Source organism: Enterobacter sp. CFEC122, assembly GCF_052983755.1.
This window is the reverse complement of the sequence record NZ_JBRIQR010000051.1, coordinates 1-26,070: the sequence shown is the minus strand read 5'-3', so window position 1 is coordinate 26,070 and position 26,070 is coordinate 1. Positions and strand designations below refer to the sequence as shown.

General features: G+C 51.0%; 46 protein-coding genes. 39 read left to right on the top strand and 7 right to left on the bottom strand.

Going from position 1 to position 26,070, the window contains the following annotated elements:
- Positions 1 to 225 precede the first annotated feature (225 nt).
- On the top strand, positions 226 to 420 hold the full coding sequence (gene bfd, locus ACVCAM_RS23690; protein ID WP_008503493.1) for a bacterioferritin-associated ferredoxin: 195 nt from the start codon (positions 226 to 228) through the stop codon (positions 418 to 420).
- Positions 421 to 492: 72 nt separating this feature from the next.
- Entirely contained in the window at positions 493 to 969 is a 477-nt protein-coding gene (gene bfr / locus ACVCAM_RS23685; protein ID WP_025912242.1) for a bacterioferritin, read from the top strand.
- Here bfr and ACVCAM_RS23680 read toward each other — a convergent pair.
- Complete coding sequence (locus ACVCAM_RS23680) at positions 953 to 1,426, bottom strand: prepilin peptidase (RefSeq protein WP_021242968.1); 474 nt, start codon at positions 1,424 to 1,426, stop codon at positions 953 to 955. The genes bfr and ACVCAM_RS23680 overlap by 17 nt on opposite strands.
- 380 nt (positions 1,427 to 1,806) lie before the next feature.
- On the opposite strand from ACVCAM_RS23680, the gene rpsJ reads away from it, so the two are divergent.
- The 31 genes from rpsJ (at position 1,807) to ACVCAM_RS23525 (ending at position 16,636) form a co-directional block, all read left to right on the top strand.
- Positions 1,807 to 2,118, top strand: coding sequence for a 30S ribosomal protein S10 (rpsJ, locus tag ACVCAM_RS23675; protein WP_001181005.1), 312 nt, complete (start codon positions 1,807 to 1,809; stop codon positions 2,116 to 2,118).
- 32 nt (positions 2,119 to 2,150) lie between these two features.
- Positions 2,151 to 2,780 carry a 50S ribosomal protein L3 gene (rplC, locus tag ACVCAM_RS23670; RefSeq protein ID WP_003863274.1) on the top strand — a complete coding sequence of 210 codons (630 nt, stop codon included), beginning with the start codon at positions 2,151 to 2,153 and terminating at the stop codon, positions 2,778 to 2,780.
- Between the two features lie 10 nt (positions 2,781 to 2,790).
- Positions 2,791 to 3,396 carry a 50S ribosomal protein L4 gene (gene rplD / locus ACVCAM_RS23665; protein WP_000424395.1) on the top strand — a complete coding sequence of 202 codons (606 nt, stop codon included), beginning with the start codon at positions 2,791 to 2,793 and terminating at the stop codon, positions 3,394 to 3,396.
- A complete protein-coding gene (rplW, locus tag ACVCAM_RS23660; protein WP_000617546.1) occupies positions 3,393 to 3,695 on the top strand; it encodes a 50S ribosomal protein L23 in 303 nt (100 codons plus the stop codon). The genes rplD and rplW overlap by 4 nt, the downstream gene beginning before the upstream one ends.
- 17 nt (positions 3,696 to 3,712) lie before the next feature.
- The gene (rplB, locus tag ACVCAM_RS23655; RefSeq protein ID WP_008457150.1) at positions 3,713 to 4,534 is read left to right on the top strand and encodes a 50S ribosomal protein L2; all 822 of its coding nucleotides are present in this window, start codon (positions 3,713 to 3,715) and stop codon (positions 4,532 to 4,534) included.
- Positions 4,535 to 4,550: 16 nt separating this feature from the next.
- Positions 4,551 to 4,829, top strand: a complete 279-nt coding sequence (gene rpsS, locus ACVCAM_RS23650) for a 30S ribosomal protein S19 (RefSeq protein WP_001138117.1) — start codon at positions 4,551 to 4,553, stop codon at positions 4,827 to 4,829.
- A gap of 14 nt (positions 4,830 to 4,843) precedes the next feature.
- A complete protein-coding gene (rplV, locus tag ACVCAM_RS23645) occupies positions 4,844 to 5,176 on the top strand; it encodes a 50S ribosomal protein L22 (RefSeq protein WP_002919773.1) in 333 nt (110 codons plus the stop codon).
- Positions 5,177 to 5,193: 17 nt separating this feature from the next.
- Positions 5,194 to 5,895 carry a 30S ribosomal protein S3 gene (gene rpsC, locus ACVCAM_RS23640; RefSeq protein WP_000529945.1) on the top strand — a complete coding sequence of 234 codons (702 nt, stop codon included), beginning with the start codon at positions 5,194 to 5,196 and terminating at the stop codon, positions 5,893 to 5,895.
- Between the two features lie 12 nt (positions 5,896 to 5,907).
- Positions 5,908 to 6,318 (top strand): 50S ribosomal protein L16, encoded by a 411-nt coding sequence (gene rplP, locus ACVCAM_RS23635; RefSeq protein ID WP_002919759.1) that lies wholly within the window; start codon positions 5,908 to 5,910, stop codon positions 6,316 to 6,318.
- Positions 6,318 to 6,509: a 50S ribosomal protein L29 gene (gene rpmC, locus ACVCAM_RS23630; RefSeq protein WP_003863282.1), complete on the top strand. Its 192-nt coding sequence runs from the start codon at positions 6,318 to 6,320 to the stop codon at positions 6,507 to 6,509. The genes rplP and rpmC overlap by 1 nt, the downstream gene beginning before the upstream one ends.
- A complete protein-coding gene (gene rpsQ, locus ACVCAM_RS23625) occupies positions 6,509 to 6,763 on the top strand; it encodes a 30S ribosomal protein S17 (RefSeq protein ID WP_008503489.1) in 255 nt (84 codons plus the stop codon). The genes rpmC and rpsQ overlap by 1 nt, the downstream gene beginning before the upstream one ends.
- A 166-nt stretch (positions 6,764 to 6,929) precedes the next feature.
- The gene (gene rplN, locus ACVCAM_RS23620) at positions 6,930 to 7,301 is read left to right on the top strand and encodes a 50S ribosomal protein L14 (protein WP_002919748.1); all 372 of its coding nucleotides are present in this window, start codon (positions 6,930 to 6,932) and stop codon (positions 7,299 to 7,301) included.
- A 10-nt stretch (positions 7,302 to 7,311) separates the two neighbouring features.
- Positions 7,312 to 7,626 (top strand): 50S ribosomal protein L24, encoded by a 315-nt coding sequence (rplX, locus tag ACVCAM_RS23615; protein ID WP_003863287.1) that lies wholly within the window; start codon positions 7,312 to 7,314, stop codon positions 7,624 to 7,626.
- 14 nt (positions 7,627 to 7,640) lie between these two features.
- On the top strand, positions 7,641 to 8,180 hold the full coding sequence (gene rplE / locus ACVCAM_RS23610; protein ID WP_001096202.1) for a 50S ribosomal protein L5: 540 nt from the start codon (positions 7,641 to 7,643) through the stop codon (positions 8,178 to 8,180).
- A 14-nt stretch (positions 8,181 to 8,194) separates the two neighbouring features.
- Entirely contained in the window at positions 8,195 to 8,500 is a 306-nt protein-coding gene (rpsN, locus tag ACVCAM_RS23605) for a 30S ribosomal protein S14 (RefSeq protein WP_003863291.1), read from the top strand.
- 30 nt (positions 8,501 to 8,530) lie between these two features.
- On the top strand, positions 8,531 to 8,923 hold the full coding sequence (rpsH, locus tag ACVCAM_RS23600; RefSeq protein WP_006178918.1) for a 30S ribosomal protein S8: 393 nt from the start codon (positions 8,531 to 8,533) through the stop codon (positions 8,921 to 8,923).
- Between the two features lie 12 nt (positions 8,924 to 8,935).
- Positions 8,936 to 9,469 carry a 50S ribosomal protein L6 gene (gene rplF, locus ACVCAM_RS23595; protein ID WP_003863296.1) on the top strand — a complete coding sequence of 178 codons (534 nt, stop codon included), beginning with the start codon at positions 8,936 to 8,938 and terminating at the stop codon, positions 9,467 to 9,469.
- A gap of 9 nt (positions 9,470 to 9,478) precedes the next feature.
- The gene (gene rplR / locus ACVCAM_RS23590; RefSeq protein WP_003863297.1) at positions 9,479 to 9,832 is read left to right on the top strand and encodes a 50S ribosomal protein L18; all 354 of its coding nucleotides are present in this window, start codon (positions 9,479 to 9,481) and stop codon (positions 9,830 to 9,832) included.
- 14 nt (positions 9,833 to 9,846) lie between these two features.
- Entirely contained in the window at positions 9,847 to 10,347 is a 501-nt protein-coding gene (rpsE, locus tag ACVCAM_RS23585; protein WP_003863299.1) for a 30S ribosomal protein S5, read from the top strand.
- Positions 10,348 to 10,353: 6 nt separating this feature from the next.
- A complete protein-coding gene (rpmD, locus tag ACVCAM_RS23580; RefSeq protein ID WP_003863301.1) occupies positions 10,354 to 10,533 on the top strand; it encodes a 50S ribosomal protein L30 in 180 nt (59 codons plus the stop codon).
- A gap of 3 nt (positions 10,534 to 10,536) precedes the next feature.
- A complete protein-coding gene (rplO, locus tag ACVCAM_RS23575; RefSeq protein WP_003863304.1) occupies positions 10,537 to 10,971 on the top strand; it encodes a 50S ribosomal protein L15 in 435 nt (144 codons plus the stop codon).
- A 7-nt stretch (positions 10,972 to 10,978) separates the two neighbouring features.
- On the top strand, positions 10,979 to 12,310 hold the full coding sequence (gene secY / locus ACVCAM_RS23570; RefSeq protein WP_003863305.1) for a preprotein translocase subunit SecY: 1,332 nt from the start codon (positions 10,979 to 10,981) through the stop codon (positions 12,308 to 12,310).
- 31 nt (positions 12,311 to 12,341) lie between these two features.
- Positions 12,342 to 12,458, top strand: a complete 117-nt coding sequence (rpmJ, locus tag ACVCAM_RS23565) for a 50S ribosomal protein L36 (RefSeq protein WP_000868187.1) — start codon at positions 12,342 to 12,344, stop codon at positions 12,456 to 12,458.
- 146 nt (positions 12,459 to 12,604) lie between these two features.
- On the top strand, positions 12,605 to 12,961 hold the full coding sequence (gene rpsM, locus ACVCAM_RS23560) for a 30S ribosomal protein S13 (protein WP_008503488.1): 357 nt from the start codon (positions 12,605 to 12,607) through the stop codon (positions 12,959 to 12,961).
- Positions 12,962 to 12,977: 16 nt separating this feature from the next.
- The gene (rpsK, locus tag ACVCAM_RS23555) at positions 12,978 to 13,367 is read left to right on the top strand and encodes a 30S ribosomal protein S11 (protein WP_003863312.1); all 390 of its coding nucleotides are present in this window, start codon (positions 12,978 to 12,980) and stop codon (positions 13,365 to 13,367) included.
- Between the two features lie 32 nt (positions 13,368 to 13,399).
- Complete coding sequence (rpsD, locus tag ACVCAM_RS23550; protein ID WP_004868345.1) at positions 13,400 to 14,020, top strand: 30S ribosomal protein S4; 621 nt, start codon at positions 13,400 to 13,402, stop codon at positions 14,018 to 14,020.
- A gap of 25 nt (positions 14,021 to 14,045) precedes the next feature.
- Positions 14,046 to 15,035 carry a DNA-directed RNA polymerase subunit alpha gene (locus ACVCAM_RS23545; protein ID WP_002919219.1) on the top strand — a complete coding sequence of 330 codons (990 nt, stop codon included), beginning with the start codon at positions 14,046 to 14,048 and terminating at the stop codon, positions 15,033 to 15,035.
- A 40-nt stretch (positions 15,036 to 15,075) separates the two neighbouring features.
- The gene (rplQ, locus tag ACVCAM_RS23540) at positions 15,076 to 15,459 is read left to right on the top strand and encodes a 50S ribosomal protein L17 (RefSeq protein ID WP_001216368.1); all 384 of its coding nucleotides are present in this window, start codon (positions 15,076 to 15,078) and stop codon (positions 15,457 to 15,459) included.
- Between the two features lie 107 nt (positions 15,460 to 15,566).
- Complete coding sequence (locus ACVCAM_RS23535) at positions 15,567 to 15,935, top strand: DnaJ family domain-containing protein (RefSeq protein ID WP_021242971.1); 369 nt, start codon at positions 15,567 to 15,569, stop codon at positions 15,933 to 15,935.
- 2 nt (positions 15,936 to 15,937) lie between these two features.
- Positions 15,938 to 16,363, top strand: a complete 426-nt coding sequence (zntR, locus tag ACVCAM_RS23530; protein ID WP_025912243.1) for a Zn(2+)-responsive transcriptional regulator — start codon at positions 15,938 to 15,940, stop codon at positions 16,361 to 16,363.
- 57 nt (positions 16,364 to 16,420) lie between these two features.
- A complete protein-coding gene (locus tag ACVCAM_RS23525) occupies positions 16,421 to 16,636 on the top strand; it encodes an alternative ribosome-rescue factor A (RefSeq protein WP_021242973.1) in 216 nt (71 codons plus the stop codon).
- On the opposite strand, the gene mscL is transcribed toward ACVCAM_RS23525, so the two are convergent.
- The 5 genes from mscL to def form a co-directional block, all read right to left on the bottom strand.
- Positions 16,637 to 17,047 carry a large-conductance mechanosensitive channel protein MscL gene (gene mscL, locus ACVCAM_RS23520; RefSeq protein ID WP_008503483.1) on the bottom strand — a complete coding sequence of 137 codons (411 nt, stop codon included), beginning with the start codon at positions 17,045 to 17,047 and terminating at the stop codon, positions 16,637 to 16,639. It abuts the gene before it with no gap.
- Between the two features lie 147 nt (positions 17,048 to 17,194).
- Positions 17,195 to 18,571 carry a Trk system potassium transporter TrkA gene (gene trkA / locus ACVCAM_RS23515; protein WP_008503482.1) on the bottom strand — a complete coding sequence of 459 codons (1,377 nt, stop codon included), beginning with the start codon at positions 18,569 to 18,571 and terminating at the stop codon, positions 17,195 to 17,197.
- Between the two features lie 22 nt (positions 18,572 to 18,593).
- Positions 18,594 to 19,880, bottom strand: a complete 1,287-nt coding sequence (gene rsmB, locus ACVCAM_RS23510) for a 16S rRNA (cytosine(967)-C(5))-methyltransferase RsmB (protein ID WP_407223720.1) — start codon at positions 19,878 to 19,880, stop codon at positions 18,594 to 18,596.
- Between the two features lie 52 nt (positions 19,881 to 19,932).
- Complete coding sequence (gene fmt, locus ACVCAM_RS23505) at positions 19,933 to 20,880, bottom strand: methionyl-tRNA formyltransferase (RefSeq protein WP_025912245.1); 948 nt, start codon at positions 20,878 to 20,880, stop codon at positions 19,933 to 19,935.
- Between the two features lie 25 nt (positions 20,881 to 20,905).
- On the bottom strand, positions 20,906 to 21,415 hold the full coding sequence (gene def, locus ACVCAM_RS23500) for a peptide deformylase (protein WP_008503479.1): 510 nt from the start codon (positions 21,413 to 21,415) through the stop codon (positions 20,906 to 20,908).
- A gap of 127 nt (positions 21,416 to 21,542) precedes the next feature.
- On the opposite strand from def, the gene dprA reads away from it, so the two are divergent.
- Genes dprA through ACVCAM_RS23470 form a run of 6 tightly spaced genes read left to right on the top strand, consistent with a single transcriptional unit; the run spans position 21,543 to position 25,326 of the window.
- Positions 21,543 to 22,667 carry a DNA-protecting protein DprA gene (gene dprA, locus ACVCAM_RS23495; protein ID WP_025912246.1) on the top strand — a complete coding sequence of 375 codons (1,125 nt, stop codon included), beginning with the start codon at positions 21,543 to 21,545 and terminating at the stop codon, positions 22,665 to 22,667.
- Complete coding sequence (gene smg, locus ACVCAM_RS23490; protein WP_008503477.1) at positions 22,639 to 23,112, top strand: DUF494 family protein Smg; 474 nt, start codon at positions 22,639 to 22,641, stop codon at positions 23,110 to 23,112. The genes dprA and smg overlap by 29 nt, the downstream gene beginning before the upstream one ends.
- A gap of 26 nt (positions 23,113 to 23,138) precedes the next feature.
- On the top strand, positions 23,139 to 23,693 hold the full coding sequence (locus ACVCAM_RS23485; protein ID WP_032667390.1) for a DNA topoisomerase family protein: 555 nt from the start codon (positions 23,139 to 23,141) through the stop codon (positions 23,691 to 23,693).
- Positions 23,686 to 24,258 carry an L-threonylcarbamoyladenylate synthase type 1 TsaC gene (gene tsaC, locus ACVCAM_RS23480; protein WP_008503475.1) on the top strand — a complete coding sequence of 191 codons (573 nt, stop codon included), beginning with the start codon at positions 23,686 to 23,688 and terminating at the stop codon, positions 24,256 to 24,258. The genes ACVCAM_RS23485 and tsaC overlap by 8 nt, the downstream gene beginning before the upstream one ends.
- 4 nt (positions 24,259 to 24,262) lie before the next feature.
- The gene (gene aroE / locus ACVCAM_RS23475) at positions 24,263 to 25,081 is read left to right on the top strand and encodes a shikimate dehydrogenase (RefSeq protein ID WP_025912248.1); all 819 of its coding nucleotides are present in this window, start codon (positions 24,263 to 24,265) and stop codon (positions 25,079 to 25,081) included.
- Positions 25,078 to 25,326 carry a DUF1488 family protein gene (locus ACVCAM_RS23470; protein ID WP_023345007.1) on the top strand — a complete coding sequence of 83 codons (249 nt, stop codon included), beginning with the start codon at positions 25,078 to 25,080 and terminating at the stop codon, positions 25,324 to 25,326. Before aroE ends, ACVCAM_RS23470 begins: the two co-directional genes overlap by 4 nt.
- On the opposite strand, the gene ACVCAM_RS23465 is transcribed toward ACVCAM_RS23470, so the two are convergent.
- Positions 25,302 to 25,856 (bottom strand): gamma carbonic anhydrase family protein, encoded by a 555-nt coding sequence (locus tag ACVCAM_RS23465; protein WP_025912249.1) that lies wholly within the window; start codon positions 25,854 to 25,856, stop codon positions 25,302 to 25,304. The two genes, ACVCAM_RS23470 and ACVCAM_RS23465, sit on opposite strands and share 25 nt — an antisense overlap.
- Between the last annotated feature and the right edge of the window lie 214 nt (positions 25,857 to 26,070).

Here is a 26,070-nt window from a genome sequence, read left to right as displayed (position 1 = left end):
CGGCCGTACCGTTGGCGCGGGCGTTGTTGCTAAAGTTCTGGGCTAATTAATTATCCCCGAATAAAAAAAGGACGCTTCGGCGTCCTTTTTTGTTTTCTGCCGCTCAGGCGTTGTCACAAAATTTCGCATTTTTTGCCTGCTCCCGCCCCGCATTCTGGCGTTTGTGCTATTGTAATCATAACCATTCTCACTTACACTTTGCGCATAATTTGAACGGGAGTTTCTATGTACGTTTGTTTATGTAATGGTGTAAGCGACAAAAAAATACGTCAGGCCGTTCGCCAGTTTCAGCCCCAGTCATTCCAGCAGCTTCGCAAATTTGTTCCGGTGGGAAATCAATGCGGTAAATGTGTACGTGCTGCGCGAGAAATCATGCAGGACGAACTGATGCAGATCCCGGAATACAAAGAGATCGCCTAAGCGCCCATCTTTTTTTTGACATCCCTGTAGCCCGATCTACGCTTCAATGAGTGGAAGCGGAGGGACTTTATAATGAAAGGTGATGTTAAAATCATAAGTTATCTCAATAAATTATTGGGAAATGAGCTTGTCGCAATCAACCAGTACTTTCTTCACGCGAGAATGTTCAAAAACTGGGGACTCAAACGTTTAAACGACGTTGAGTACCATGAATCTATCGATGAGATGAAACACGCTGATAAATACATCGAGCGTATTTTATTCCTTGAAGGCATTCCAAACCTGCAGGATCTCGGCAAGCTGGGCATCGGAGAAGATGTCGAAGAGATGCTGCGTTCCGACCTCATGCTAGAACTTGAAGGTGCCAAAGATCTCCGTGAAGCCATTGCCTATGCTGACAGCGTACATGACTACGTCAGCCGAGATATGATGATTCAGATCTTGGCCGATGAAGAAGGGCATATTGACTGGCTGGAAACAGAGCTGGATCTCATTGCTAAAATCGGCCTGCAAAACTATCTTCAGTCACAGATTAAAGTGGAAGAATAACCAACGTCTTCCACCCTACGCATAAACCCGCTGCTGCCAGAAATGGCCCAAAAGGCAGCGGGTTTTTTATTGCCTTCTTATCAGGGCGGATTACCGAAAAAACAAGAATACAAAGAAGCGCCATCAGCGCCGCGAGCAACGCCAGCGCAGGCAGTACGCACCAGCCATGCCATGCACCAAGCGCCGCCAGGTACTTCACATCGCCATATCCCATCCCTTCACGCCGGCAGATAAACCAATAGCCCCAGTAAATAACGGCAAAGGCAATATATCCGGCCATCGCACCCGCCACAGCACTCGGCAGAAAATCAGGTTGGATACAAAGCTGGAAGAGCAGCCCCGCCCATAGCAGCGGGCAGAGAAATTTATCGGGAAGTAGACCGTAGCGAATATCGGCATTTACAAGTAAGGCTGTCAGTGAAAGATAGATCAGCAGAAAGGGGAGGGTGGTTAGCATGTAAAAGGCCTCAAACGGGTTTGAGCGCATAGTCGTTATAATCGGCCGGTCCGGCAATGCACAAAAAACGGAGATGCGTAGCGGCTCGAAACAAAGCATCGACACAGAATACATTGCATGAAACGTTGCGCGCTCTTACGCACCCTGCGACATTGGCGCTTAATTTCTAAACGGTACTTGCGTCTTGCCCAGATTTACGTATAATGCGCGGGCTTGTCGTAATTGACGGCGGGTTCAATCAGAACCAGAGTAGCTCATTTTGTTACTCAACAATGCTCCCAATTGGGGAGCTACGTAAGAACGGTTACACTCTCCCATCAATCGTAATGGGTTTGAGGAGTAATCATTTTCGTTTATAAAATAATTGGAGCTCTGGTCTCATGCAGAACCAAAGAATCCGTATCCGCCTTAAAGCGTTTGATCATCGTCTGATCGATCAATCAACCGCGGAAATCGTCGAGACTGCTAAGCGCACTGGTGCGCAAGTCCGTGGTCCGATCCCGCTGCCGACCCGCAAAGAGCGCTTCACCGTTCTGATCTCTCCGCACGTTAACAAAGACGCGCGCGATCAGTACGAAATCCGCACTCACAAGCGTCTGGTTGACATCGTTGAGCCAACTGAGAAAACCGTTGATGCTCTGATGCGTCTGGATCTGGCTGCCGGTGTAGACGTGCAGATCAGCCTGGGTTAATCAGGTCATCGAGCGATTGAGAGGTTGAAACAATGATTGGTTTAGTCGGTAAAAAAGTGGGTATGACCCGCATCTTCACTGAAGATGGCGTTTCTATCCCAGTAACCGTAATCGAAGTTGAAGCAAACCGCGTTACTCAGGTTAAAGATCTGGCTAACGATGGCTACCGCGCTATTCAGGTTACCACTGGTGCTAAAAAAGCTAACCGTGTAACCAAACCAGAAGCGGGTCACTTCGCTAAAGCTGGCGTAGAAGCTGGCCGTGGTCTGTGGGAATTCCGTCTTGCTGAAGGCGAAGAGTTCACCGTAGGTCAGGACATTAGCGTTGAGCTGTTTGCTGACGTTAAAAAAGTTGACGTAACCGGTACCTCTAAAGGTAAAGGTTTTGCTGGTACCGTTAAGCGCTGGAACTTCCGTACCCAGGACGCTACCCACGGTAACTCCTTGTCTCACCGCGTTCCGGGTTCTATCGGTCAGAACCAGACTCCGGGCAAAGTGTTCAAAGGCAAGAAAATGGCAGGTCAGCTGGGTAACGAACGTGTAACCGTTCAGAGCCTGGACGTAGTACGTGTTGACGCTGAGCGCAACCTGCTGCTGGTTAAAGGTGCGGTCCCGGGTGCAACCGGTAGCGACCTGATCGTTAAACCAGCTGTGAAGGCGTAAGGGGATAGCAATGGAATTAGTATTGAAAGACGCGCAGAGCGCGCTGACTGTTTCCGAAACTACCTTCGGTCGTGATTTCAACGAAGCGCTGGTTCACCAGGTTGTTGTTGCTTATGCAGCTGGTGCTCGTCAGGGTACTCGTGCTCAGAAGACTCGTGCTGAAGTAACTGGTTCTGGCAAAAAGCCATGGCGCCAGAAAGGTACCGGCCGTGCGCGTTCAGGTTCTATCAAGAGCCCGATCTGGCGTTCAGGTGGCGTGACCTTCGCTGCGCGTCCACAGGACCACAGTCAAAAAGTTAACAAAAAGATGTACCGCGGCGCGCTGAAGAGCATCCTGTCCGAACTGGTACGTCAGGATCGTCTGATCGTTGTCGAGAAGTTCTCTGTTGAAGCGCCTAAAACTAAGCTGCTGGCACAGAAACTGAAAGACATGGCTCTGGAAGATGTGCTGATCATCACCGGTGAGCTGGACGAGAACCTGTTCCTGGCCGCACGTAACCTGCACAAGGTTGACGTACGCGATGCGACTGGTATCGACCCGGTTAGCCTGATCGCCTTCGACAAAGTCGTAATGACTGCTGATGCTGTTAAGCAAGTTGAGGAGATGCTGGCATGATTCGTGAAGAACGTCTGCTGAAGGTGCTTCGCGCACCGCACGTTTCTGAAAAAGCGTCTACTGCGATGGAAAAAACAAACACCATCGTTCTCAAAGTTGCTAAAGACGCGACCAAAGCAGAGATCAAAGCTGCTGTGCAGAAACTGTTTGAAGTCGAAGTCGAAGTCGTTAACACCCTGGTAGTTAAAGGGAAAGTTAAACGTCACGGACAGCGTATCGGTCGTCGTAGCGACTGGAAAAAAGCTTACGTCACCCTGAAAGAAGGCCAGAATCTGGACTTCGTTGGCGGCGCTGAGTAAGTCGGAGGAGTAATACAATGGCAGTTGTTAAATGTAAACCGACATCTCCGGGTCGTCGCCACGTAGTTAAAGTGGTTAACCCTGAGCTGCACAAGGGCAAACCTTTTGCTCCGTTGCTGGAAAAAAACAGCAAATCCGGTGGTCGTAACAACAATGGCCGTATCACCACTCGTCACATCGGTGGTGGCCACAAGCAGGCTTATCGTATTGTTGACTTCAAACGCAACAAAGACGGTATCCCAGCAGTTGTTGAACGTCTTGAGTACGATCCGAACCGTTCCGCGAACATCGCGCTGGTTCTGTACAAAGACGGCGAACGCCGTTACATCCTGGCCCCTAAAGGCCTGAAAGCTGGCGACCAGATTCAGTCTGGCGTTGATGCTGCAATCAAAGCAGGCAACACCCTGCCGATGCGCAATATCCCGGTTGGTTCTACCGTTCATAACGTAGAAATGAAACCAGGTAAAGGCGGTCAGCTGGCGCGTTCCGCGGGTACTTACGTTCAGATCGTTGCGCGTGATGGTGCTTATGTCACCCTGCGTCTGCGTTCTGGTGAAATGCGTAAAGTCGAAGCAGACTGCCGCGCTACTCTGGGCGAAGTTGGCAATGCTGAGCATATGCTGCGCGTTCTGGGTAAAGCAGGTGCTGCACGCTGGCGTGGTGTTCGTCCTACCGTTCGCGGTACTGCGATGAACCCAGTCGACCACCCACATGGTGGTGGTGAAGGTCGTAACTTTGGTAAGCACCCGGTATCTCCGTGGGGCGTTCAGACCAAAGGTAAGAAGACCCGCAGCAACAAGCGTACTGATAAATTTATCGTACGTCGCCGTAGCAAATAATTTTAGAGGATAAGCCATGCCACGTTCTCTCAAGAAAGGTCCTTTTATTGACCTGCACTTGCTGAAGAAGGTAGAGAAAGCGGTGGAAAGCGGAGACAAGAAGCCCCTGCGCACTTGGTCCCGTCGTTCAACGATCTTTCCTAACATGATCGGTTTGACCATCGCTGTCCATAATGGTCGTCAGCACGTTCCAGTCTTTGTTACCGACGAAATGGTTGGTCACAAACTGGGTGAATTCGCACCGACTCGTACTTATCGCGGCCACGCTGCTGATAAAAAAGCGAAGAAGAAATAAGGTAGGAGGAAGAGATGGAAACTTTAGCTCAACATCGCCATGCTCGTTCTTCTGCACAGAAGGTTCGCCTTGTTGCTGACCTGATTCGCGGTAAGAAAGTGTCGCAGGCCCTGGACATCCTGACCTATACCAACAAGAAAGCTGCGGTATTGGTCAAGAAAGTACTGGAATCTGCCATTGCTAACGCTGAACACAACGATGGCGCTGACATCGACGATCTGAAAGTCGCGAAAATTTTCGTAGATGAAGGCCCAAGCATGAAGCGCATTATGCCGCGTGCGAAAGGTCGTGCAGATCGCATCCTGAAGCGCACCAGCCACATTACTGTGGTTGTGTCCGATCGCTGAGACTCTGGAGACTAGCAATGGGTCAGAAAGTACATCCTAATGGTATTCGCCTGGGTATTGTAAAACCATGGAACTCTACCTGGTTTGCGAACACCAAAGAATTCGCTGACAACCTGGACAGCGATTTTAAAGTACGTCAGTACCTGACTAAGGAACTGGCTAAAGCGTCTGTATCTCGTATCGTTATCGAGCGTCCAGCGAAGAGCATCCGTGTGACTATTCACACTGCTCGTCCTGGCATCGTTATCGGTAAGAAAGGCGAAGACGTAGAAAAACTGCGCAAGGTCGTAGCGGATATCGCTGGCGTTCCTGCACAGATCAATATCGCTGAAGTTCGTAAGCCTGAACTGGACGCTAAATTGGTTGCTGACAGCATCACTTCTCAGCTGGAACGTCGTGTTATGTTCCGTCGTGCTATGAAGCGTGCTGTACAGAACGCAATGCGTCTGGGCGCTAAAGGTATCAAAGTTGAAGTTAGCGGCCGTCTGGGCGGCGCGGAAATCGCACGTACCGAATGGTACCGTGAAGGTCGCGTACCGCTGCACACTCTGCGTGCTGACATCGACTACAACACCTCTGAAGCGCACACCACTTACGGTGTAATCGGCGTTAAGGTATGGATCTTCAAAGGTGAGATCCTGGGTGGTATGGCTGCTGTTGAACAACCGGAAAAACCGGCTGCTCAACCTAAAAAGCAGCAGCGTAAAGGCCGTAAATAAGGAGCGTCGCTGATGTTACAACCAAAGCGTACAAAATTCCGTAAAGTGCACAAAGGCCGCAACCGTGGTCTGGCGCAGGGTACGGATGTTAGCTTCGGCACTTTCGGTCTGAAAGCTGTTGGCCGTGGTCGTCTGACTGCACGTCAGATCGAAGCAGCACGTCGTGCAATGACCCGTGCAGTTAAGCGTCAAGGTAAGATCTGGATCCGTGTATTCCCGGACAAACCGATCACCGAGAAGCCGCTGGAAGTTCGTATGGGTAAAGGTAAAGGTAACGTGGAGTACTGGGTTGCCTTGATCCAACCGGGCAAAGTCCTGTATGAAATGGACGGTGTTCCGGAAGAGCTGGCCCGTGAAGCCTTCGGCCTGGCAGCAGCGAAACTGCCTATCAAAACCACCTTTGTAACTAAGACGGTGATGTAATGAAAGCAAAAGAGCTGCGTGAAAAAAGCGTTGAAGAGCTGAACGCTGAGCTGCTGAACCTGCTGCGTGAGCAGTTCAACCTGCGTATGCAGGCTGCAAGTGGCCAGCTGCAACAGACTCACCTGCTGAAGCAAGTGCGTCGCAATGTTGCACGCGTTAAGACTTTACTGACTCAGAAGGCGGGTGCGTAATGACCGATAAAATCCGTACTCTGCAAGGTCGTGTTGTTAGCGACAAAATGGAGAAATCCATTGTTGTAGCTATCGAACGTATTGTGAAACACCCGATCTACGGTAAATTCATCAAGCGTACGACCAAACTGCACGTACATGACGAGAACAACGAATGTGGTATCGGCGACAAGGTTGAAATCCGTGAATGCCGTCCACTGTCCAAGACTAAGTCCTGGACGCTGGTTCGCGTTGTAGAGAAAGCGGTTCTGTAATACAGTACGCCTTCTCAATACGAATAAACGGCTCAGCGATGAGCCGTTTATTTTTTCTACCCATATTGCAGAAGCGGTGTTATAATGCCGCGCCCTCGATATGGGGCTTTTTAACGGCTCTGATTTTAGAGTCTCAGGTAGTAGTTGACATTAGCGGAGCACTAAAATGATCCAAGAACAGACTATGCTGAACGTCGCCGACAACTCCGGTGCACGTCGCGTAATGTGTATCAAGGTTCTGGGTGGCTCGCACCGTCGCTACGCAGGCGTAGGCGACATCATCAAGATCACCATCAAAGAAGCAATTCCACGTGGTAAGGTCAAAAAAGGTGATGTGCTGAAGGCGGTAGTGGTGCGCACCAAGAAGGGTGTTCGTCGCCCTGACGGTTCTGTCATTCGCTTCGATGGTAATGCATGCGTTATTTTAAACAATAACAGCGAGCAGCCTATCGGCACGCGTATCTTTGGGCCGGTAACTCGTGAACTTCGTACTGAGAAGTTCATGAAAATTATCTCTCTGGCACCAGAAGTACTCTAAGGAGCGAATCATGGCAGCGAAAATCCGTCGTGATGACGAAGTTATCGTGTTAACCGGTAAAGATAAAGGTAAACGCGGTAAAGTAAAAAATGTTCTGTCTTCCGGCAAACTTGTCGTTGAAGGTATCAACCTGGTTAAGAAACATCAGAAGCCGGTTCCGGCCCTGAACCAACCAGGTGGCATCGTTGAAAAAGAAGCTGCTATTCAGGTTTCTAACGTTGCAATCTTCAATGCGGCTACCGGCAAGGCTGACCGTGTAGGCTTTAGATTCGAAGACGGTAAAAAAGTCCGTTTCTTCAAGTCTAACAGCGAAACTATCAAGTAATTTGGAGTAGTACGATGGCGAAACTGCATGATTACTACAAAGACGAAGTAGTTAAGAAACTCATGACCGAGTTTAACTACAATTCTGTCATGCAAGTCCCTCGGGTCGAGAAGATCACCCTGAACATGGGTGTTGGTGAAGCGATCGCTGACAAGAAACTGCTGGATAACGCAGCAGCTGACCTGACAGCAATCTCCGGTCAAAAACCGCTGATCACCAAAGCACGCAAATCTGTTGCAGGCTTCAAAATCCGTCAGGGCTATCCGATCGGCTGTAAAGTAACTCTGCGTGGCGAACGCATGTGGGAGTTCTTTGAGCGCCTGATCACTATTGCTGTTCCACGTATCCGTGACTTCCGTGGCTTGTCCGCTAAGTCTTTCGACGGTCGTGGTAACTACAGCATGGGTGTCCGTGAGCAGATCATCTTCCCAGAAATCGACTACGATAAAGTCGACCGCGTGCGTGGTTTGGATATTACCATTACCACTACTGCGAAATCTGACGAAGAAGGCCGTGCTCTGCTGGCTGCCTTTGACTTCCCGTTCCGCAAGTAAGGTAGGGTTACTGAATGGCTAAGCAATCAATGAAAGCACGCGAAGTAAAGCGCGTAGCTTTAGCTGATAAATTCTTCGCTAAACGCGCTGAACTGAAAGCGATCATTTCTGATGTGAACGCTTCCGACGAAGATCGTTGGAATGCGGTTCTCAAGCTGCAGTCTCTGCCGCGTGATTCCAGCCCGTCTCGTCAGCGTAACCGCTGTCGTCAAACAGGTCGTCCACATGGTTATGTGGGCAAGTTTGGGTTGAGCCGTATCAAACTGCGTGAAGCCGCCATGCGCGGTGAAGTGCCAGGCTTGAAAAAGGCTAGCTGGTAATTACCAATTGAATCACGGGAGTAAAGACAGATGAGCATGCAAGATCCGATCGCGGATATGCTGACCCGTATCCGTAACGGTCAGGCCGCGAACAAAGTTGCGGTCACCATGCCTTCCGCCAAGCTGAAAGTGGCAATTGCCAACGTGCTGAAGGAAGAAGGTTTTATCGAAGATTTTAAAGTTGAAGGCGACACCAAGCCGGAACTGGAACTTACTCTCAAGTATTTCCAGGGTAAAGCTGTTGTAGAAAGCATTCAGCGTGTCAGCCGCCCAGGCCTGCGCATCTATAAGAAAAAAGATGAGCTGCCAAAAGTTATGGCTGGTCTTGGTATCGCAGTTGTTTCTACCTCTAAAGGTGTTATGACTGATCGTGCAGCGCGCCAGGCTGGTCTTGGTGGCGAAATTATCTGCTACGTAGCCTAATCGGAGGAAAGAATGTCTCGTGTTGCTAAAGCACCGGTCGTTATTCCTGCCGGCGTTGATGTAAAAATCGACGGTCAGGTTATTACGATCAAAGGTAAAAACGGCGAGCTGACTCGTACCCTCAACAAAGCTGTTGAAGTTAAACATGCAGATAACGCTCTGACCTTCGGTCCACGTGATGGTTTCGTGGATGGTTGGGCTCAGGCTGGTACCGCGCGTGCCCTGCTGAACTCAATGGTTGTTGGTGTTACCGAAGGCTTCACTAAAAAGCTTCAGCTGGTTGGTGTAGGTTATCGTGCAGCTATCAAAGGGAATGCAGTAGGCCTGTCTCTGGGCTTCTCACACCCTGTTGAGCATCCGCTGCCGGCCGGTATCACTGCAGAATGCCCGACTCAGACTGAAATCGTGCTGAAAGGCGCTGATAAACAGCTGATCGGTCAGGTTGCAGCAGATCTGCGCGCCTACCGTCGTCCTGAGCCTTACAAAGGCAAGGGTGTTCGTTACGCCGACGAAGTCGTGCGTACCAAAGAGGCTAAGAAGAAGTAAGGTAACACTATGGATAAGAAATCTGCTCGTATCCGTCGTGCGACCCGCGCACGCCGCAAGCTCAAAGAGCTGGGTGCAACTCGCCTGGTGGTACATCGTACCCCGCGTCATATTTACGCACAGGTAATTGCACCGAACGGTTCTGAAGTTCTGGTAGCTGCTTCTACTGTAGAAAAAGCTATCTCAGAACAATTGAAGTACACCGGTAACAAAGACGCCGCTGCAGCTGTAGGTAAAGCTGTTGCTGAACGCGCTCTGGAAAAAGGCATCAGCAATGTTTCCTTTGACCGTTCCGGGTTCCAATATCATGGTCGTGTCCAGGCACTGGCAGATGCTGCCCGTGAAGCTGGCCTTCAGTTCTAAGGTAGAGGTGTAAGATGGCTCACATCGAAAAACAGGCTGGCGAACTGCAGGAAAAGCTGATCGCGGTAAACCGCGTATCTAAAACCGTTAAAGGTGGTCGTATTTTCTCCTTCACAGCTCTGACTGTAGTAGGCGATGGTAACGGTCGCGTTGGTTTTGGTTACGGTAAAGCGCGTGAAGTTCCAGCAGCGATCCAGAAAGCGATGGAAAAAGCCCGTCGCAACATGATTAACGTCGCGCTGAACAACGGCACCCTGCAGCACCCAGTTAAAGGTGTTCACACGGGTTCTCGTGTATTCATGCAGCCAGCTTCAGAAGGTACCGGTATCATCGCCGGTGGTGCAATGCGCGCCGTTCTGGAAGTTGCTGGGGTTCATAACGTTCTGGCTAAAGCATATGGTTCCACCAACCCGATCAACGTGGTTCGTGCAACTATTGATGGCCTGGAAAATATGAATTCTCCAGAAATGGTCGCTGCCAAGCGTGGTAAATCCGTTGAAGAAATTCTGGGGTAATTGACCATGGCAAAGACTATTAAAATCACTCAAACCCGCAGTGCAATCGGTCGTCTGCCGAAACACAAGGCAACGCTGCTTGGCCTGGGTCTGCGTCGTATTGGTCATACCGTTGAGCGCGAGGATACTCCTGCTGTTCGTGGTATGGTCAACGCGGTTTACTTCATGGTTAAAGTTGAGGAGTAAGAGATGCGTTTAAATACTCTGTCTCCGGCCGAAGGCTCTAAAAAGGCGGGTAAACGCCTGGGTCGTGGTATCGGTTCTGGCCTCGGCAAAACCGGTGGTCGTGGTCACAAAGGTCAGAACTCTCGTTCTGGCGGTGGCGTACGTCGCGGTTTCGAGGGTGGCCAGATGCCACTGTACCGTCGTCTGCCGAAGTTCGGCTTCACCTCTCGCAAAGCAGCGATCACGGCGGAAATCCGTCTGTCTGACCTGGCGAAAGTTGAAGGCGGCGTTGTAGACCTGAACACGCTGAAAGCAGCAAACATTATCGGTATCCAGATCGAGTTCGCGAAAGTGATCCTGGCTGGTGAAGTTTCTACTCCGGTAACTGTTCGTGGCCTGCGTGTTACTAAAGGTGCTCGTGCTGCTATCGAAGCTGCTGGCGGTAAAATTGAGGAATAAGTAGCAGATGGCTAAGCAACCGGGATTAGATTTTCAAAGTGCCAAAGGTGGATTTGGCGAGCTGAAACGCAGACTGCTGTTTGTTATCGGCGCGCTGATTGTGTTCCGTATTGGCTCTTTTATTCCGATCCCTGGTATCGATGCCGCTGTACTTGCCAAACTGCTTGAGCAACAGCGAGGCACCATCATTGAAATGTTCAACATGTTCTCTGGTGGTGCTCTCAGCCGTGCTTCTATCTTCGCACTGGGTATTATGCCGTACATTTCGGCATCGATTATTATCCAGCTGCTGACGGTCGTTCATCCGGCCCTGGCAGAGTTGAAGAAAGAAGGGGAGTCTGGACGTCGTAAGATTAGTCAGTACACCCGTTACGGTACTCTGGTGCTGGCAATATTCCAGTCGATCGGTATTGCTACCGGTCTTCCGAATATGCCTGGTATGCAGGGCCTGGTGTTAAACCCGGGCTTTGCATTCTACTTCACCGCTGTTGTAAGTCTGGTCACAGGGACAATGTTCCTGATGTGGCTCGGCGAACAGATTACTGAGCGTGGTATCGGTAACGGTATCTCAATCATTATCTTCGCCGGTATTGTTGCGGGCCTCCCGCCAGCCATCGCCCACACTATCGAGCAAGCGCGTCAAGGCGACCTGCACTTCCTCCTGTTGCTGTTGGTTGCAGTATTAGTATTTGCAGTGACGTTCTTTGTTGTCTTCGTTGAACGTGGTCAACGCCGCATTGTGGTGAACTACGCTAAGCGTCAGCAAGGTCGTCGTGTCTATGCTGCACAGAGCACACATTTACCGCTGAAAGTGAACATGGCGGGGGTTATCCCGGCTATCTTCGCTTCCAGTATTATTCTGTTCCCGGCAACCATCGCGTCATGGTTCGGGGGCGGTACTGGTTGGAACTGGCTGACAACAATTTCGCTGTATTTGCAGCCTGGGCAACCACTTTATGTGTTACTCTATGCGTCTGCGATCATCTTCTTCTGTTTCTTCTACACGGCGTTGGTCTTCAACCCGCGTGAAACAGCAGATAACCTGAAGAAGTCCGGTGCATTTGTACCAGGAATTCGTCCGGGAGAGCAAACGGCGAAGTATATCGATAAAGTAATGACCCGCCTGACTTTGGTTGGTGCGCTCTATATTACTTTTATCTGCCTGATCCCGGAGTTCATGCGTGATGCAATGAAAGTACCGTTCTACTTCGGTGGGACCTCACTGCTTATCGTTGTTGTCGTGATTATGGACTTTATGGCTCAAGTGCAAACTCTGATGATGTCCAGTCAGTATGAGTCTGCATTGAAGAAGGCGAACCTGAAAGGCTACGGCCGCTAATTGGTCGCCTGAGAAGTTACGGAGAGTAAAAATGAAAGTTCGTGCTTCCGTCAAGAAATTATGCCGTAACTGCAAAATCGTTAAGCGTGATGGTGTCATCCGTGTGATTTGCAGTGCCGAGCCGAAGCATAAACAGCGCCAAGGCTGATTATTTCGCATATTTTTCTTGCAAAGTTGGGTTGAGCTGGCTAGATTAGCCAGCCAATCTTTTGTATGTCTGTACGTTTCCATTTGAGTATCCTGAAAACGGGCTTTTCAGCATGGTGCGTACATATTAAATAGTAGGAGTGCATAGTGGCCCGTATAGCAGGCATTAACATTCCTGATCAGAAACATGCTGTGATCGCATTAACTTCGATCTACGGCATCGGCAAGACCCGTTCTAAAGCCATTCTGGCTGCAGCGGGTATCGCTGAAGATGTTAAGATCAGTGAGCTGTCTGAAGAACAAATCGACACGCTGCGTGACGAAGTTGCCAAATTTGTCGTTGAAGGTGATCTGCGCCGTGAAATCAGCATGAGCATCAAGCGCCTGATGGATCTTGGTTGCTATCGCGGTTTGCGTCATCGTCGTGGTCTGCCAGTGCGCGGTCAGCGTACTAAGACCAACGCACGTACCCGTAAGGGTCCGCGCAAACCGATCAAGAAATAATCGGGGTGATTGAATAATGGCAAAGGCACCAGTTCGTGCACGTAAACGTGTAAGAAAACAAGTCTCTGACGGCGTGGCTCATATCCATGCTTCTTTCAACAACACCATCGTTACTATTACTGATCGTCAGGGTAACGCATTGGGTTGGGCAACAGCCGGTGGTTCCGGTTTCCGTGGTTCTCGCAAATCCACTCCGTTCGCAGCTCAGGTTGCAGCAGAGCGTTGCGCAGAAGCCGTAAAAGAATACGGCATCAAGAATCTGGAAGTTATGGTTAAAGGTCCGGGTCCGGGTCGTGAATCTACTGTTCGCGCTCTGAACGCCGCTGGTTTCCGCATCACTAATATTACTGATGTGACTCCGATCCCTCATAACGGTTGTCGTCCGCCGAAAAAACGTCGCGTATAACGCTCGTTTTTTAGGTTAGTTGGAGATAGAAAATGGCAAGATATTTGGGTCCTAAGCTCAAGCTGAGCCGTCGTGAGGGCACCGACTTATTCCTTAAGTCTGGCGTTCGCGCGATCGATACCAAGTGTAAAATTGAACAAGCTCCTGGCCAGCACGGTGCGCGTAAACCGCGTCTGTCTGACTATGGTGTGCAGTTGCGTGAAAAGCAAAAAGTTCGCCGTATGTACGGTGTGCTGGAGCGTCAGTTCCGTAACTACTATAAAGAAGCAGCACGTCTGAAAGGCAACACAGGTGAAAACCTGCTGGCTCTGCTGGAAGGTCGTCTGGACAACGTTGTATACCGTATGGGCTTCGGCGCTACTCGTGCTGAATCACGTCAGCTGGTTAGCCACAAAGCAATCATGGTAAACGGTCGTGTTGTTAACATCGCTTCTTATCAGGTTAAAGCGAATGACGTTGTTAGCATTCGTGAGAAAGCGAAAAAGCAATCTCGCGTGAAGGCCGCTCTGGAGCTGGCTGAGCAGCGTGAAAAGCCAACCTGGCTGGAAGTTGATGCTGGCAAGATGGAAGGTACGTTCAAGCGTCAGCCAGAACGTTCTGATCTGTCTGCGGACATTAACGAACACCTGATCGTCGAGCTTTACTCCAAGTAAAGCTTAGTACCAAAGAGAGGACACAATGCAGGGTTCTGTGACAGAGTTTCTAAAACCGCGCCTGGTAGATATCGAGCAAGTGAGTTCGACGCACGCCAAGGTGACCCTTGAGCCTTTAGAGCGTGGCTTTGGCCATACTCTGGGTAACGCACTGCGCCGTATTCTGCTCTCATCGATGCCGGGTTGCGCGGTGACCGAGGTTGAGATTGATGGTGTACTTCATGAGTACAGCACCAAAGAAGGCGTTCAGGAAGATATCCTTGAAATCCTGCTCAACCTGAAAGGGCTGGCGGTGAGAGTTCAGGGTAAAGATGAAGTTATTCTTACTCTGAATAAATCTGGCATTGGCCCTGTGACTGCAGCCGACATCACCCACGACGGTGATGTTGAAATCGTCAAGCCGCAGCACGTGATCTGCCACCTGACCGATGAGAACGCAGCTATTAGCATGCGTATCAAAGTTCAGCGCGGTCGTGGTTATGTGCCGGCTTCTGCCCGAATTCATTCGGAAGAAGATGAGCGCCCAATCGGCCGTCTGCTGGTCGACGCATGCTACAGCCCTGTAGAGCGTATTGCCTACAATGTTGAAGCAGCGCGTGTAGAACAGCGTACCGACCTGGACAAGCTGGTCATCGAAATGGAAACCAACGGCACAATCGATCCTGAAGAGGCGATTCGTCGTGCGGCAACCATCCTGGCAGAACAACTGGAAGCTTTCGTTGACTTACGTGATGTTCGTCAGCCGGAAGTGAAAGAAGAGAAACCAGAATTCGATCCGATCCTGCTGCGCCCTGTTGACGATCTCGAATTGACTGTCCGCTCTGCTAACTGCCTCAAGGCAGAAGCTATCCACTATATCGGTGATCTGGTACAGCGTACCGAGGTTGAGTTGCTGAAAACGCCGAACCTGGGTAAAAAATCTCTTACCGAGATTAAAGACGTGCTGGCTTCACGTGGTCTGTCTCTGGGCATGCGCCTGGAAAACTGGCCACCGGCAAGCATTGCTGACGAGTAACCGGATCACAGGTTAAGGTTTTACTGAGAAGGATAAGGTCATGCGCCATCGTAAGAGTGGTCGTCAACTGAACCGCAACAGCAGCCATCGCCAGGCTATGTTCCGCAACATGGCAGGTTCACTGGTTCGTCATGAGATCATCAAGACGACCCTGCCTAAAGCGAAAGAGCTGCGTCGCGTAGTTGAGCCGCTGATTACTCTTGCCAAGACTGACAGCGTTGCTAATCGTCGTCTGGCATTCGCCCGTACTCGTGATAACGAGATCGTGGCAAAACTGTTTAACGAACTGGGCCCGCGTTTCGCGAGCCGTGCCGGTGGTTACACTCGCATTCTGAAGTGTGGCTTCCGTGCAGGCGACAACGCGCCGATGGCTTACATCGAGCTGGTTGATCGTTCAGAGAAAGCAGAAGCTGCTGCAGAGTAATCTGCAGTAACGTAAAAAAACCCGCTCCGGCGGGTTTTTTTATATCCGCGATATCCCCACTTCTCTACAATATCTGTATCAATTCTGTTCATCCTCTGGAGCGGGTAATGTGGCTGCTTGACCAGTGGGCAGAACGCCATATTCGTGATGCCCAAAAAAAAGGTGAATTCGACGATCTTCCGGGACGCGGCGAACCCCTTATGCTTGACGATGACTCGCATATTGCGCCTGAATTACGCGCGGGATACCGTTTACTAAAGAATGCAGGCTGTCTCCCTCCTGAGCTCGAACAGCGCAGAGAGGCTGTTGAACTTGTCGATCTGCTAAAAGGGATCCGTCAGGACGATCCGCGACATTCTGAACTTAGCCGCCGCCTCGCCGTGCTTGAACTTAAACTGCGTCAGGCAGGAATGAACACTGATTTTCTGCACGGTGAATACGGTGAACGCTTGTTGCGGAAAATAAACGAGGAGTAGTTATGTACCGTATCGGTGAACTTGCGAAGCTCGCGAACGTCACACCGGATACCATCCGATATTACGAAAAGCAGCAGATGATCGATCATGAAGTTCGTACTGAAGGTGGCTTTCGACTTTATACCGATAACGATCTGCAGCGCCTGCGGTTTATTCGGTATGCGCGTCAGCTCGGTTTCACATTAGATTCGATCCGCGAGTTATTATCGATCCGCATCGATCCGGCACATCACACCTGTCAGGAGTCGAAAAGCATTGTGCAGGCCCGGTTGGATGAAGTTGAAGCACGCATTCAGGAATTGCAAACCATGCAGCGCTCTCTGCAAAGGCTGAATGATGCTTGTTGTGGCACGGCCCACAGCAGTATTTATTGTTCCATTCTGGAAGCCCTTGAACAGGGGGCCAGTGGAGAAAGCGAGGACTGTTGATTTTTAGTCCAACCGGGTCTAGACTCCCGTCGACATAAACTATGCTCAGGAGAATTTATGAGCCGCTATCAGCACACGAAAGGACAGATTAAAGACAATGCCATTGAGGCACTACTTCATGACCCGCTATTCAGACAGCGCGTTGAGAAGAATAAAAAAGGGAAAGGAAGTTATCTGCGTAAAGGCAAGCATGCAAAACGGGGTAACTGGGAGGCCAGTGGCAAACAAGCGAATCGCTTATTTACCACTGGCCTTCCTGCTTTAAGCTTCTGATTAAACGCGCTTGTTCTGCTCTTTTAACAGATCGCGAATCTCACTCAGCAGCACTTCTTCTTTTGTCGGTGCAGGCGCTGCTGCCGGCTCTTCTTTTTTACGGTTGAGTTTATTGATCAGCTTGATAGCCATAAAAATGGCAAACGCTACAATCACGAAATCAAATACGTTCTGAATAAATACGCCGTAGTGCATCACGACTGCCGGCACATCACCCTGTGCTTCACGCAACGTGAAAGCGAACTGTTTGAAATCAATGCCCCCGATTAGCAACCCTAAAGGTGGCATGATAATGTCGGCCACTAATGATGAAACAATCTTGCCGAATGCTGCACCAATAATGACACCCACTGCCAAATCCACCACGTTTCCGCGCATCGCAAATTCGCGAAATTCTTTAATAAAACTCATTTTGTTCTCCTTGTGCCAGCTGACGACTATAAGTTTAACAAATGATTAGCTAATTGCCATTCGTGATAATTAAACGTTATGCAAAATAAAAGGCACAGAAATGAGAAGGATAAAGAGCGGGTACCCCATTTGAGAGCACCCGACACATTAAAGGAAGAATGGGCTTGGCTGGAATAAACGTTCGACGTCGGTAATAAACTTTTTATCGGTAAGGAACATAATAACGTGATCGCCTTGTTCAATGCGCAAATTATCATTGGCAATCATGACATCATTCCCGCGCACGACAGCACCAATAATGGTGCCCGGTGGCAGCTTAATTTCGTCTATCGAACGGCCCACGACGCGTGATGTGGTTTCATCTCCGTGCGCTACGGCTTCAATGGCTTCCGCTACCCCGCGACGAAGCGATGATACCCCAACAATATCCGCTTTACGCACATGGCTCAGTAACGCGGAAATTGTCGCCTGCTGCGGCGAAATGGCAATATCAATGACGCTGCCCTGAACCAGATCAACATAGGCTTTGCGCTGGATAAGCACCATGACCTTCTTTGCCCCCATACGTTTCGCGAGCATGGCAGACATTATATTCGCCTCGTCGTCGTTGGTGACGGCAATAAAAAGATCAACTTGATCAATATGCTCTTCAGCCAGCAACTCCTGATCTGACGCATCGCCATAAAATACGATCGTATTTTGCAGTTTTTCCGCCAGTTCAGCCGCTCGCTGCTGATCGCGTTCGATCAATTTTACGCTGTAATCTTTTTCCAGCCGGTGTGCCAGACCGGCACCAATATTGCCGCCGCCGACCAGCATAATGCGTTTATAGGGTTTTTCGAGACGCTGAAGTTCACTCATCACCGCACGAATATGCTGTGAAGCCGCAATAAAGAAGACTTCGTCCCCGGCTTCGACAATCGTAGAGCCCTGCGGGCGGATAGGTCTGTCGTGGCGGAAAATAGCCGCGACGCGCGTATCAATATGCGGCATATGCTCGCGCATGGTGGACAACGCGTTGCCAATCAACGGGCCGCCGTAATAGGCCTTAACGACGGCCAGGCTCACTTTACCTTCGGCAAAGTTCACCACCTGCAGGGCGCCCGGATATTCGATCAGACGGTAGATATTGTCGATCACCAGCTGTTCTGGCGCGATAAGATGGTCAATAGGAACTGCTTCTGAATTAAACAGTTTCTCAGCATCGCGGACATAGTCCGGAGAGCGGATGCGCGCGATTCGGTTTGGCGTGTTAAAAAGCGAGTAGGCCACCTGACAGGCCACCATATTGGTTTCGTCAGAACTGGTCACCGCAACCAACATGTCGGCATCGTCAGCGCCCGCCTCACGAAGGACGCGGGGGTGCGAACCATGACCCTGCACAACGCGCAGGTCAAATTTGTCCTGTAAAACACGCAGGCGATCGCCGTTTGTATCCACTATGGTGATATCGTTGTTTTCGCCAACCAGATTTTCCGCCAGTGTTCCACCAACCTGTCCTGCGCCCAGAATGATAATCTTCATCTCTCGTGACCTGTTCTCAACATCACTCTTTGATTAGCTTAGCGTAAAAGAAGCCATCACCCTCTTCTGCACCCGGCAGATTCTGCTGACCCGGGCATTCAGGCGTTCCCGTATCGTGCAGCGCCGCGTCCGGGGTTCGTTTAAGGAAGGCCGCGATTTGCTGACTGTTTTCTTCCGGCAGTACTGAACAGGTTGCATAGACCAGCGTGCCGCCGGGTTTGAGATGCGGCCAGATGGCGTCGAGGATGTCGGATTGCAGTTGGGCAAGCTCACTAATATCACGATCGCGACGCAGCCACTTGATATCCGGATGACGACGAATCACGCCGGTTGCAGAGCAGGGGGCATCCAGCAAAATGCGATCGAATTGTGCTTCGCCACACCATTCTGCGGGTTTGCGTCCATCGCCTTGCTTAACCTGTGCCTTCATGCCCAGGCGCTTGAGGTTGTCGTAGACGCGTGAAAGACGCTGCTCATCAACGTCCACTGCCATCACGTTGGCCTGCGGAGCCACTTCAAGAATATGCGTCGTTTTGCCCCCTGGTGCGGCGCAGAGATCGAGGATATGCTCACCGTTTTTAGGTTCGAGCCAGGTCATGCAACCCTGAGCAGAGGCATCCTGTACGGTTACCCAGCCTTCATCAAAACCGGGTAATGCATGTACCGGTGCAGGCGATGCTAAGCGCACGGCATCAGGGTATGCGTCATGGGTAAAGCCGCTCATTCCAGCGTCTTCGAGTAATGCCAGCCATGCGTCACGGGTCTGGTGATTACGATTCACGCGTAACCACATTGGCGGACGCTGGTTGTTGGCATCGGCAATGTCCTGCCACTGCTGCGGATAAGCTTTTTTCAGGCGCTTCAACAGCCAGTCCGGATGCAGGAAGCGCGCTTCGGTTTGGGCAAATTCAGCCAGAAGCTCATCCTGCTGTCGCTGGAACTGACGCAATACGCCGTTGATCAGCCCTTTCAGCTGAGGACGTTTAATCGCAACGGCACCTTCCACCGTCTCTGCCAGCGCGGCATGAGGTGGGATGCGGGTATGAAGAAGCTGATAAAAACCCACCATAATTAAATAATGTACGGTGCGCTGCTTGCCCGTCATTGGGCGGGACATCAGCTTGTTAATCAACCACTCAAGCTGAGAGAGTGTGCGCAGGACGCCAAAGCAGAGCTCCTGAAGCAGGGCTTTATCTTTATCAGAGACTTTTTGCTGCAGAGGAGGCAGGACGTTGCTCAGTGACTGGCCCTGCTCGATAACCTGCTCGACGGCCTGGGCCGCCATGCTGCGTAGATTTTGTTTTTTCATAACCGTAAAAATAAAAATGCCCGGAAACACCGGGCCTTAAGAATAAATTTGCTCAGGCAAGGCGATTGCCAGGGATAAACCATTCGCGACGGGAATTTAGTAGATCCTGAGCACTCATGGCTTTCTTACCAGCCGGTTGGAGCGATTCAAGATTCAAAATCCCTTGCGCAGTCGCCACCTGGATGCCGTTCTTGCTGGCATCAATAATCGTACCGGGTTCCGCCGTAGTCGCACCGCTAATGACGGAGGCTTTCCAGACTTTTACTGGCTGCTCATCAATTTCCAACCAGCTCATCGGCCACGGATTAAAAGCGCGAATACAACGTTCAAGTTGAGCGGCTGACAGGGACCAGTCGATCCGCGCTTCTTCTTTGCTCAGCTTTTCGGCGTAGGTTACCAGCGCGTCGTCCTGAACTTCTGGTTTTGCCGTATTGTCAGCAAGCTGCTGAAGCGTCTCGATGAGCCCTTGTGGGCCAAGCTCTGCCAGTTTGTCATACAGCGTGGCGCTGGTATCGTCTGACGTAATGGGGCAGGCCAGTTTATAGAGCATGTCGCCGGTGTCTAAACCTACGTCCATCTTCATGATGGTAACGCCCGTTTCGGCATCACCCGCCCACAGCGCGCGCTGGATAGGTGCTGCACCACGCCAGCGTGGGAGCAGGGACCCATGCACGTTGATACAACCCAGACGCGGCATATCAAGCACGGCTTTTGGCAGAATTAAACCGTAAGCCACTACCACCATTACGTCGGCATTCAGGTCAGCAACCTGCTGCTGATTTTCCTGCGGGCGCAGCGATGCGGGCTGAAAAACAGGAAGCCCATGCTCTTCTGCCAGCACCTTGACCGGGCTCGGCATCAGTTTTTTGCCGCGACCAGCAGGACGATCCGGCTGGGTAAAGACGCCAACAACCTGGTGACCAGACGATAACAGCGCGTCAAGATGACGCGCTGCAAAATCAGGGGTTCCCGCGAAGATAATACGTAGTGATTTAGACACGATGATCCTTGTATCCGGTGGGACGTTATGCGCGAGAACGCAAACGATCCAGTTTCTCTACTTTCTGACGAATACGCTGCTGTTTCAGCGGCGAGAGATAATCGATAAACAGTTTACCGACCAGGTGATCCATCTCATGCTGAATACAAATCGCCAGCAGATCGTCTGCCTCCAGTTCGAACGGATTACCGTCACGATCCAGAGCGCGAATTTTCACTTTCTCAGCACGCGGCACTAACGCACGCTGTTCTGGAATAGACAGACAGCCTTCCTCAATACCGGTTTCGCCACTCTTTTCAAGCAGCTCTGGGTTGATCAGCACCAGACGGCCATCGCGATTCTCAGAAACGTCGATCACGATAATACGCTTGTGAATGTCCACCTGTGTTGCCGCCAGGCCAATGCCTTCTTCGGCGTACATGGTATCGAACATATCATCAACGATACGCTGGATTTCTGCATTCACTTCTTTAACCGGTTCAGCGACGATGCGAAGGCGCTCGTCCGGAATATGTAATACTTGCAAAACTGCCATAAATTTCCAGAGTCGTGTTCAGGAGTTGATAAGAATACTCCCTCTATTCTAGACAAATCCCCCATCGATTGACAGCATCAGTGACCAATCGCAATGATTGCGGAGACCGCTTATGGCAGGGGAAAGGATGACATCTACCGAGATTTGGCTACGGCTCATGCACACAGGTTCTTTGTGTGGTGATGTCATGGTGGAAGCGGCTGCACGACTGCAGAGGCAGGAAGGCATCGACACGCTTGTCTTACGAAATGCTGGGCTGACAGCAAAGCAGGCTGAACGGTTCGTTGCGCTCAATGAGAGTGAGCTGGAACGTAGCCTGATATGGCTTGAGCAGCCGGGTCATCATTTATTAACGGCCAACCATCCCCTTTATCCCCCTTTGCTCCGCACGATCCCTGATTATCCCGGAGCATTATTCATAAAAGGTAACCCTGAGACGCTTAATACCGTTCAGCTGGCGGTGGTAGGCAGTCGTGCGCCGTCATGGTACGGCGAGCGGTGGGGGAAAATCCTGTGCGAACAACTTTCACAAAGTGGTTTCACGATCACCAGCGGGCTGGCCTGTGGTATTGATGGCGTTGCCCACAGCGCGGCGCTGTCAGTAAAAGGACGAAGTGTCGCGGTGCTGGGAAACGGTCTTTTTAGTATTTATCCACGTCGGCATCAGGCATTGGCGATGCGGCTTATTGAGTCTGACGGCGCGATAGTGTCTGAGTTTCCGCTTTCCGCGCAGCCCCGACCGGCAAACTTTCCGCGTCGTAATCGCATCATCAGCGGCCTTAGCAAAGGCGTGCTGGTCGTTGAAGCCGCGCGGCGAAGCGGTTCGCTGGTCACGGCACGGTGCGCGCTCGAACAGGGGCGAGAAGTCTTCGCCTTGCCCGGCCCGATAGGTAATCCCGGATGCGAGGGACCGCACTGGCTGATTAAGCAGGGGGCAACACCGGTAACGGAAGTCGCGGACATTCTTGAAAATTTGCAATATGGGCTGCAATGGCTGCAGGAAGATCCCGAAAAGCGACAATATTCATCAGATCAGGGAAAGGTGGCATTGCCATTTCCCAAGCTCCTGGCTAACGTAGGAGATGAGGTAACACCTGTTGACGTTGTCGCTGAACGTGCCGGCCAACCTGTGCCAGTAACGGTAGCACAGCTACTCGAACTGGAGTTAGCAGGGTGGATCGCAGCTGTACCCGGCGGCTATGTCCGATTAAGGAGGGCATGCCATGTTCGACGTACTGATGTATTTGTTTGAGACTTACATCCATAACGAAGCAGAAATGCGAGTGGATCAGGACAAGTTGACACAGGATCTTACCGATGCGGGATTTGAGCGGGAAGATATCTACAATGCGTTGATGTGGCTGGAAAAACTGGCTGATTATCAGGAAGGCCTTGCCGAACCGATGCAGCTTGCTTCTGACCCATTGTCAGTACGCATTTATACCGCTGAAGAGTGTGAACGGCTGGACGCCAGCTGCCGGGGATTCATTTTATTCCTTGAGCAGATTCAGGTGCTAAACCTCGAAACGAGAGAAATGGTGATAGAGCGCGTCATGGCGCTGGATACCGCAGAATTTGAACTGGAAGATCTCAAATGGGTGATCCTGATGGTTCTGTTTAATATCCCGGGCTGTGAAAATGCCTATCAGCAAATGGAAGAATTACTCTTTGAAGTGAATGAAGGTATGCTGCACTAATTCAATGTGCAGCACCAAGAGTTGTTATGGCCAAATCAGCACTATTCACGGTGCATAAAAACGAGCCCTGCCCGCAGTGCGGGGCTGAACTTGTTATTCGGTCCGGGAAACACGGCCCGTTTCTCGGTTGTTCTCACTATCCGGAATGCGATTATGTTCGTCCTCTGAAAAGCCAGGCGGATGGACATATCGTTAAAATTCTGGAGGGACAGCTTTGTCCTCTTTGCGGTGGCGAACTCGCGCTACGCCAGGGGCGTTTCGGCATGTTTATTGGATGTAGCCGCTACCCGGAATGTGAACATACGGAACAAATTGATAAGCCAGATGAAACGGCGATTGCGTGTCCTCAGTGTCAGCGCGGTCAGTTGGTACAGCGCCGTTCCCGTTATGGTAAGACCTTCCATTCGTGCGATCGCTACCCTGACTGCCAGTTCGTTATCAATTTTAAGCCGGTAGCGGGAATCTGCCCTCATTGCAATTATCCGCTACTGATAGAGAAGAAAACCGCGCAAGGCATGAAACGCTTCTGCGCCAGTAAACAATGTGGAAAGCCGGTTACGGCGGATCAAAATAGTGAATAATAACCTGCCATCAGGCTCCATTGCGCATGCAGTGGACGTACTGAAAAATGAAGAAGTCATCGCCTATCCAACTGAAGCTGTTTTTGGGGTCGGTTGCGATCCTGACAGCGAAACGGCTGTGAGCCGTCTGCTTACTCTGAAACAAAGACCCGTCGAGAAAGGGCTTATTTTGATCGCTGCGAATTACGAGCAGCTTAAGCCCTATATTGATGACTCTATGCTAACCCCAGCACAGCGCGAGACAATCTTCTCCGCATGGCCTGGACCAGTAACCTTCGTCTTCCCGGCTCAGCCTACAACGCCGCGCTGGTTAACCGGACGCTTTGACTCCCTTGCCGTTCGCGTCACTGACCATCCGCTGGTGGTGGAGCTGTGCCTGGCATTTGGTAAACCACTGGTCTCAACCAGCGCCAACCTGACCGGGCAGCCGCCTTGTCGGACAACCGAAGAAGTGCTGGCGCAGTTCGGGAATGACTTCCCTGTCGCTGTCGGTGAAACGGGAGGGCGCCTGAATCCATCTGAAATTCGCGACGCTTTGACCGGCGAACGTTTTCGCCAGGGGTAATCTCATGGAAACCTATGCTGTTTTTGGTAATCCCATTGCACACAGCAAGTCACCGTTGATCCATCAGCAGTTCGCGGAGCAGTTGCAGATAGATCACCCCTATGGTCGCGTACTGGCGCCAGTGGATGCCTTTATCCCTACGCTGGAGGCCTTTTTCGCCGCGGGGGGCAAAGGTGCGAATGTGACGGTCCCGTTTAAAGAAGAAGCCTTTGAACGTGCGGATGAGCTGACCGAACGCGCTTCACTTGCTGGTGCAGTCAATACCCTAAAACGGCTTGAGGATGGACGCCTTCTGGGGGACAACACCGACGGGATTGGTTTACTCAGCGATCTGGAAAGACTCTCCTTTATCAAGCCCGGATTCCGAATCCTGCTGATTGGCGCGGGTGGCGCATCGCGGGGCGTTTTGTTGCCTCTGCTTTCACTGGACTGTTCGGTGACCATCACGAACAGAACCTTTTCCCGGGCAGAAGCACTGGCGGCGTTGTTTGCGCATACCGGCAGCGTGAGCGCGGTAGCGCTTGACGATCTTGTCGAACGTGAGTTCGATCTTGTCATTAATGCCACATCCAGCGGCATCAGTGGCGAGATCCCGGCGATCCCCGCTTCGTTGGTCAGTGCGCATATGTACTTCTATGACATGTTCTATCAGAAAGGTAAGACGCCTTTCCTGAATTGGTGTGAACAACACGGCGCGAAACAGTTAGCCGATGGGCTGGGAATGCTGGTGGGGCAGGCTGCGCATGCGGTACTGCTCTGGCACGGAGTGTTGCCTGCTGTCGAGCCGGTCATTGAAAAGCTAAAGCAGGAGCTTTCGGCGTGAATCAGGCTATTCATTTCCCGGACAGAGAGAGCTGGGATGAGCATAAGCAAGCGGTCTGTTTTCCTGTGCTGGTGCAGGGTATGCAGCTTACCTGTGCCATCCATGGAGAAACGCTGTTGCATCGTTTTGGCGGCACAGACCCGCTAGCGGTATTTTGCGAAAATCGCTGGGATCTGGAAGAGGAAGCCAGCGATTTAATCCGCGAACAGCAGGAAGACGATCAGGGCTGGGTTTGGTTATCCTGATCCAAATAGTCATTCTTCCATTTTACGTAGTTGTTCGCCGAGTATTTTAATCCTTCGATCTCTGCCTCCTTAAGGGGGCGGATCTGTTTTACCGGGCTTCCCAGATAGAGATAGCCGCTCTCCAGCCGTTTGTTCTGCGGGACCAGGCTACCGGCGCCAATCATCACGTCATCTTCTACTATGACGCCATCCAGTAAAATCGACCCCATGCCAACAAGTACGCGATTTCCGACAGTGCAGCCGTGAAGCATGACTTTATGGCCGACGGTAACATCTTCTCCAATAATGAGGGGATTGCCTTTCGGGTTATAGGACGATTTGTGCGTGACGTGCAGAACGCTACCGTCCTGAATATTGGTTCGCGCGCCAATAGACACATAGTTAACGTCTCCCCTGATGGCAACGAGTGGCCAGATACTAACGTCATCGGCCAGTCGGACATCACCAATGACCACACTACTGGCGTCGATCATCACGCGATCGCCTTGTTTGGGGAACAGATCTTTATAAGGACGTAATACTGCAGACATAACTACCTCTGAGAATGAGCGCTATACAGAAGACTTTGATCGTATTCGTCGATCGAGGCAAGGCAAAATACGTCAATATTTAAGCAGATCGGGCGGGATTTCAGCGAAAAGCGCGGAAAATCAGCAGTCGGAAAAAAAGATCTAAAAAATACTTGTGCTAAAAATTGGGATCCCTATAATGCGCCTCCATCGACACGGCGGATGTGAATCACTT